Source organism: Mycobacterium scrofulaceum (assembly GCF_001667885.1).
Lineage (GTDB): Bacteria > Actinomycetota > Actinomycetes > Mycobacteriales > Mycobacteriaceae > Mycobacterium > Mycobacterium scrofulaceum_C.
On record NZ_LZJW01000067.1, the window covers coordinates 1 to 6,569 of the forward strand.

Below are 6,569 nucleotides of genomic sequence, written 5' to 3' on the forward strand. Positions count from 1 at the left end.
GCCGCCCGCCAGGAACTGCTGGCCAACGCCGACCGCATCTACGACATGGTCGCCGCCGGCAAGGAGGTGTCGTTCGCCGACCGCGCGGCCGGTCGGCGCACCCAGATCCGCGCGGTGTGGCGCGCGGTCACCGCAGTCGACGAGATCTTCGCCCGCTCGGGCGGCAACGCGGCCCGCATGGACAAGCCGCTGCAACGGTATTGGCGCGACGTCCATGTGGGGCAGATGCACGCGATCCATGTCCCCGGCAGCATCTACCACGCGTCGGCGCTGAGTTCGCTGGGCGTCGACCCGCAGGGCCCGCTCCGGGCGATGATTTAGCAATTCTAGGGGGTAAGAGGAGGCTCGTGCCGGCGGCGGTAAGCGCCGTTTCCTGACCGGTCACTTTCCCACGGCGGATCGGCCCGCGCGTCAGCCGGAGAGCCGCGGTCACCGGGGCCGACCAGACCCGCATGGCCAAGTGCGTCGACCGGGGGTTACGACACGATCGCCGTCCCAGGGCATCTCGTCATCCCCACCGAGCACGTCGAGCTGTCCGGCCCGCACTACCTGCACTCGACGGCCGCTCAGGCCTACCTCGCCGGGACCACCGAACGGGTCGCGATCAAGATCGAGGAGATCAGACCCGAAGTGCCCTCGGCGATCATCTGATCTCAAGCCCGCGCCTGCGCACCCACAACAGCGCGGCGGCCGTGCCGAAGACCCAGACGGCCCCGGCGACCGCCAGGTGCACGAAGCTCTTGGTGTCGCGCCCGAACACCGGCCAGATCATCGCGGGCAGCTTCGTCCAAAGCACCTTGTGCTCAACGCCGTTCATCGGGTCGGCAACGTAGTACAACACGTACGGCAGGGTCAGCACCGCCAACCAGCTGCCGGTGCGGCGCCGGTCGCCGCGCTGGCGCCAGCGCCGGATCAGTGGCTCGACGCCGACCGGATGCAGCACCGAGATCAGGTTGCCCACCCCCAGCCAGGACACGATGGGCACGGCGACGGTGGGGATCGTGATCCCGAGCCGCCCCGGCGTCTCCAACCACAACGTCAACACCATCGCCGCCAGCAAGGTGGGCAGCCCGACGATGGCAAGCAGGGCAAGGTTTTTGATCAGCAGGATCCGCCAGAACGGCACCCCGCCGGACAGGGCCGCCAGCACGCGGTAGTGATCGGCGCCGAACAGGTTGGTGGTGGTGACGTCGGCGAGCACCCACGACGAGAAGTACGTGCCGACCAGGATCACCCAGTCGGTGTGGTGGCGGCCCACCGTCAGCGGCTGCACCAGCAGCCACGCCGCGGCGAAGATCACGTTGGCGACCACACCCATCAACCAGGTGCGCGGCGCGGTGAACGCCCACCGGATCTCCGCGAGCACCGGCGCCGCCAGTCCCGGCTTCTCGAAGTCCTTTGCGGCCCGCCGGGCGGCGTCCGGCCGGGGCGCCCCCGCGCGCACGGCGGCGTGCAGGGCGGCACGCGCGCGGGGGTGCATCGACCGCTGCACTTCCGCGACGCGTCCGATGCGATCGCTGTGTGGCGAGGCGACCAAGTGACATGCTCCTGGCAATCGATCGGTCAGTGGAGGGGCCCGAACTTCATCCAAGGCAGGATAGCGACATGAACCGCAAGCGTGTCGTCATTGCCGGCCTCGGAGACGCCGGTGTGTTGGCCGCGATCCGGCTGTCCGCGCACGCCGACGTCGTCGGCATTTCCGTGAAGCCCGCGCTGGTCAGCGGCCAGGAACTCGGCGTTCGGCTGTCCCGCCCGCACGATTGGGCCCGCGACTACTGGATCCCGTTCGACAGGTTCCGGCGCCTGGACGGGGTGCGCACGGTGCAGGCCCGGCTGACCGGCCTGGACCTGGACGCCCGCGCCGTGCTGGGCAAACGCGCCGACGGCACGACCCTCGCCGAGGAATTCGACGCGCTGATCATCTCGACCGGGGTCAGCAACGGCTTCTGGCGCCGGCCGACGCTGCAATCGGCCGCCGACGTCGGAGCCGAGCTGCGCGCGGCGCACGGCCGGCTGGCGGCCGCCGAGTCGGTGGTCGTCGTGGGCGTCGTCGCGGCGGCGGTGAGCAGCGCGCTGAACCTGGCCACCACCTGGCCGGGCAAGCGGGTCGACCTGTACTTCCCCGGACCGCGCGCCTTGAGCGAATACCACCCACGAAGTTGGGACAGGATTCACCGGCGACTCACCGGCCTGGGCGTGGGCATCCACCCGGGCCACCGCGCCGTGCTGCCCGACGGCTTCGCCGGCGAGGAGATCACCGACGAGCCGGTGCGCTGGAGCACCGGGCAAGTTCCCGCGTCCGCCGACGCCGTGCTGTGGGCGATCGGGCGGGTACGGCCCAACACCGATTGGCTGCCCGCGGAGCTGCTCGACGAGCGCGGGTTCGTGCGGGTGACACCGGAGCTGCGGGTGCCCGGACAGCGTGGCGTCTTCGCGGTGGGCGACGTCGCGGCAACCGATCCGCTGCGCAGCTCCGCCCGCAACCGCGGCGATGCGCTGGTGGCCCGCAACGTGCGCGCCGAGCTCAGCGGCGGCCGGTTGCGGACCTACCGGGCGCCGACGCGGCGGTGGGGTTCCCTGGTGGGCGTCCAGCCCGACGGGCTGGAGGTCTTCCTGCCCACCGGCCACGCGTTCCGATTCCCGACGTGGTCGGTCGAGCGCGTGGTGATGCCCTGGATCGTGCGGTGGGGCATGTATCGCGGTGTGCGGGAGAACAATCCGCTGGGCTAGGGAGCGTCAGGCGCTGTTCAGCAGCAGCATGAGCCCGTAGTCCATGTGGATCTGCTGGTGGCAATGCAGCAGCGACAGCCCGGGCTGATCGGCGACGAAGTCGACGTCCATGCTCTGGTAGCCGCCCAGCATCGCGACGTCCTTGCGGACGCCGGCCGTGGGTGTGCCGGCGATTCGGGTGATTTCGAAGGTGTGCCGGTGCAGGTGCATCGGGTGCAGGTCGTCGCTGGCGTTGCGGAAGCGCAGCCGATACCGCTTGCCCCGCTGGACATCGAGCACCGGCCGGTTGCCGTCCATGGAAAACGGTGTGCCGTTGAACGTCCAGACGTTGAACCCGTTGTCGGCCGCGTTGCGCTTCTCGATCAGCAGCTCGATCGTGTGGTCCGGCGGCGCGACGGGCCCGGGCCGCGCGAACCGCCGGTAGTCCCACTGGAAGGGTGGCGGCGCCGCCCACTGCGGATCGCCATCGCGGCCGGCGTATTCGACCACCACACCCATGCCGTGGCCGCGGTCGTCGTCGGACAGGTCGCCCAGCACCCAGACGCCGGGGTTGTTCATGGTGACCACCGCCGAAATGCGTTCGGCCGCACCGAGCCACAGCACCGGCACCGGGGCGGGGTTGGGCACCGGATTGCCGTCCAGCGCGATCACGTCGAACATGTGCCCGGGCAGCGCCAGGCTGCGGCTCTCGGTGGCGCTGCCGTTGAGCACGTGCAGCAGCACCCTTTCGCCCGTCCGCACGCGGATGGGATCGTCGTGGCCGAGCATGCGGCCGTTGACGGCGAACGCGCCATAGCTCACCTCGAAGCCGCGTGGTTCACCCCGGGCCAACGAGGCCGCCATCGCCGATTCGCCGCGTTCTTTGAGGTCCGGCTCCTGTTCACCGGCCAAAAATTCGCTGGCCATGTCGCCGCCGCGGGTGAACGAGGGTTCGAACTCCTTGAGCGTCAGGAAGATTTCTTGGTCGTAGGCCCCGGCGTCCTGCCGCGGTTCGATGTAGACGGGGCCGACCAACCCGCTGTATTGGCCCCGGGACAGGTCGGAGCGCGGCACCACGTGCGTGTGGTAGAAGCGGAACCCCGCCGGGCCCGGGACGAAGGAAACTCGCCGCATGCCGTGCGCGGGCACGTACGGCGTCCCCTCCTCTGCCGCCCCGTCGACGTCGACGCCCAGCCGCTGGCCGTGCCAATGCAACTGCTCGGGACCGTCGGTGTCGTTGAAAACGTCCACCGTCGTCCGCCGGCCCTCCGTGAACCGCAGCAGCGGGCCGGGAAACTGGCCGTTGTAGGTGAGCGTCGACACGACGTGGCCCGGCGCCAATTCGACTGTGCCCGTGCCGATTCGCAGCGTGTAATCGGCCTTGCCGGCGGGCGGCGCGGGCTGTGCGCAGCCGCCCGCGCCGGCGGCGAGCGCGGCCAGACCGCCCCATTTGAGGAAGCCACGCCGATCGAGCGACACGTCATCGCTCCCGCGGGCACGCGTCGAGGACGGGCAGGAGGAAGTCGATGCGCTCGTCCAATTCGCTTGCCACTCGGCCGAATTCGGAATATCCGGCGCCCGACGGGTCGGGCAGGCTCCAGTGCATCGTGGTGGTCACGCCATGGTCAAAAGCGTATTCGCGCACCCTGTCGCACAGCGTGATCACGCAGTCGAAGCGGCGCCGCGCCACCGCGGTCAACGGCTGCGGCCGCTGGGCGCCGAGGTCGATCCCGTACCGGTCGCGCATGATTCGTATCGCGTCGCGGTGCAGGTGCGGCTTGGGGTGACTGCCCGCGCTCGAGGCCCGGATGTGGCCCCGGCCCCGGTGCCGCAGCAGCGCCTCGGCCATGGGCGAGCGCGCGCTGTTGCCGGAACACAGGAACAGCACCGAGCGCGCCGCCGGTTTCGCGGCGGGTGTCGGCGCCAGCGCTGGATGCAGCGCCGCGGCCGCCTCGCGGAACGCCCCGGCGCACCCCGTCAGGTTCAGCCGGTAGTAGGTGTCGCGGCCGTCGAAACTGCTGCGCCGCGCGTCGACGAACCCGGCCGAGCGCAGCAGCCCCAGGTGATAGGAGATCAGGTTCTGCGGCTCGTCCACGGCGGCGGCCAATTCCCGCACCCGGAGGTCGCTGCCGGCCAGTTCGGTCAGCAGCGCCCAGCGCACCGGGTGCGACGCCATTCGCATCAGCGACGGAACCGCCGTCTTGCCTGCCGCCACTTCGCCGACAATACATCAAATTAGTTTGATAGGTTGGCCGATGCGTGGGCGGTGAGGAGACCGAGTGGCCGACAGCAACACCGGCGAGCTTCGCCGAAGCCTGGGTTTGTTCGACGCGGTGACAATCGGGCTGGGCTCGATGATCGGCGCCGGGATTTTCGCCGCGCTCGGCCCGGCGGCGCGCGCCGCGGGTTCCGGTCTGCTGCTGGGCCTGGCGGTGGCCGCGGTGGTGGCCTACTGCAACGCCACCTCCTCCGCGCGCCTGGCCGCCCGCTACCCCGCCTCCGGCGGCACCTACCTGTACGGCCGCGAGCGGTTGGGCGACTTCTGGGGATACCTGGCGGGGTGGGGGTTCGTTGTCGGCAAGACCGCCTCGTGCGCGGCGATGGCCTTGACCATCGGCGCCTACGCGTGGCCGTCGCACGCCCACCCGGTGGCGGTCGCCGCGGTGGTCGCGCTGACCGCGGTGAACTACGCCGGGGTGCAGAAGTCGGCCTGGCTCACCCGCGTCATCGTCGCCCTGGTGCTGGCCGTGCTGGCCGCGGTGATCGTCACCGCGTTCACGTCGGGAGCGGCCGGCGCCGGGCCACTTCGCCCGGCGGGGACCTCGGTCGGCGGGGTGGTCCAGGCGGCGGGCCTGTTGTTCTTCGCCTTCGCCGGCTACGCGCGCATCGCCACCCTGGGCGAGGAGGTGCGCGACCCGCAGCGCACCATCCCGCGCGCGATCCCGATCGCGCTCGCCATCGCCCTGGCCGTCTACGCCCTGGTGGCCGTGGCCGCGCTCTCGGTGCTCGGGCCGCGGCGGCTCGGCGAGGCGGCGGCGCCTTTGGTCGACACGGTGCGAGCGGCCGGGGCGGGCTGGCTCGTTCGCGTCGTCCAGGTGGGCGCGGCCGTCGCGGCACTGGGGTCCCTGTTGGCGCTGATCCTGGGCGTCTCGCGGACCACGCTGGCCATGGCCCGGGACCACCACCTGCCCCACGCGCTCGCGGCCGTGCACCCGCGCTTCGGGGTCCCCCACCGCGCGGAGTTGCTGATCGGCCTGGTGGTGGCGGTGCTGGCCGCGACCGCCGACCTGCGCGACGCGATCGGTTTCTCCTCCTTCGCCGTGCTGATCTACTACGCCGTGGCCAACGCCTCCGCATTCGCCCTGGGACGCGACGAGGGCCGGCCCCACCGGGCAATCCCGTTGACCGGGCTGGTGGGATGCGTCCTGCTCGCGTTCGCGATGCCGCTGTCGTCGGTGCTGTCCGGCCTGGTGGTGCTGGCCATCGGCGTCACCGCTTACGCGATTCGGCGCGCCCGCGCAAAGTAGCGGTGGCGCGCTGATTCGATAAGTGTTTATATAGAAGAATGTCGAAGCAACAGACGGCGTGCTGCCCCACCCTCGGGACGGCCGCCATGGCCGAGTCGCAGGCGGCCGAGTTGGCGGCGATGTTCAAGGCGCTCGGCGACCCGGTGCGCCTGCGGTTGTTGAGCCTGATCGCCAGCCACCCCGGGGGCGAGGCCTGCGTCTGCGAGATTTCGGCGACCTTCGACCTGTCACAGCCGACGATCTCCCATCACCTCAAGCTGCTGCGCTCGGCCGGGCTGCTGGACTGCGAGCGACGTGGCACCTGGGTGTACTACTGGGTGATTCCCGGTGCGC

6 protein-coding genes and 2 pseudogenes are annotated in these 6,569 nt (G+C 70.9%); 5 read left to right on the plus strand and 3 right to left on the minus strand.

Features of this window, described 5'->3' with window-relative positions; translation table 11 throughout:
• Both A5681_RS09545 and A5681_RS27660 read left to right on the plus strand, forming a co-directional pair.
• A pseudogene (locus A5681_RS09545) lies at window positions 1–321 on the plus strand (hydroxylase); the annotation flags it as partial.
• A 77-nt stretch (window positions 322–398) separates the two neighbouring features.
• Window positions 399–606, plus strand: a pseudogene (locus tag A5681_RS27660) (hypothetical protein); the annotation flags it as partial.
• Between the two features lie 37 nt (window positions 607–643).
• Here A5681_RS27660 and A5681_RS09550 read toward each other — a convergent pair.
• Window positions 644–1,444, minus strand: a complete 801-nt coding sequence (locus A5681_RS09550; protein ID WP_067272805.1) for a hypothetical protein — start codon at window positions 1,442–1,444, stop codon at window positions 644–646.
• Between the two features lie 161 nt (window positions 1,445–1,605).
• Between A5681_RS09550 and A5681_RS09555 the strand changes: the two genes are divergently transcribed.
• The gene (locus A5681_RS09555) at window positions 1,606–2,730 is read left to right on the plus strand and encodes an FAD-dependent oxidoreductase (RefSeq protein WP_067272791.1); all 1,125 of its coding nucleotides are present in this window, start codon (window positions 1,606–1,608) and stop codon (window positions 2,728–2,730) included.
• Window positions 2,731–2,736: 6 nt separating this feature from the next.
• Here the strand turns inward: A5681_RS09555 and A5681_RS09560 are convergent, their stop codons facing one another.
• Both A5681_RS09560 and A5681_RS09565 read right to left on the minus strand, forming a co-directional pair.
• Window positions 2,737–4,188 carry a multicopper oxidase family protein gene (locus A5681_RS09560; protein ID WP_067272796.1) on the minus strand — a complete coding sequence of 484 codons (1,452 nt, stop codon included), beginning with the start codon at window positions 4,186–4,188 and terminating at the stop codon, window positions 2,737–2,739.
• A 1-nt stretch (window position 4,189) separates the two neighbouring features.
• Complete coding sequence (locus A5681_RS09565) at window positions 4,190–4,924, minus strand: ArsR family transcriptional regulator (RefSeq protein ID WP_231996269.1); 735 nt, start codon at window positions 4,922–4,924, stop codon at window positions 4,190–4,192.
• A 64-nt stretch (window positions 4,925–4,988) separates the two neighbouring features.
• On the opposite strand from A5681_RS09565, the gene A5681_RS09570 reads away from it, so the two are divergent.
• A complete protein-coding gene (locus tag A5681_RS09570) occupies window positions 4,989–6,236 on the plus strand; it encodes an APC family permease (RefSeq protein ID WP_067272800.1) in 1,248 nt (415 codons plus the stop codon).
• 38 nt (window positions 6,237–6,274) lie between these two features.
• Window positions 6,275–6,569: ArsR/SmtB family transcription factor (locus A5681_RS09575; RefSeq protein WP_067272803.1), on the plus strand; the 295-nt coding region annotated here is incomplete at its 3' end.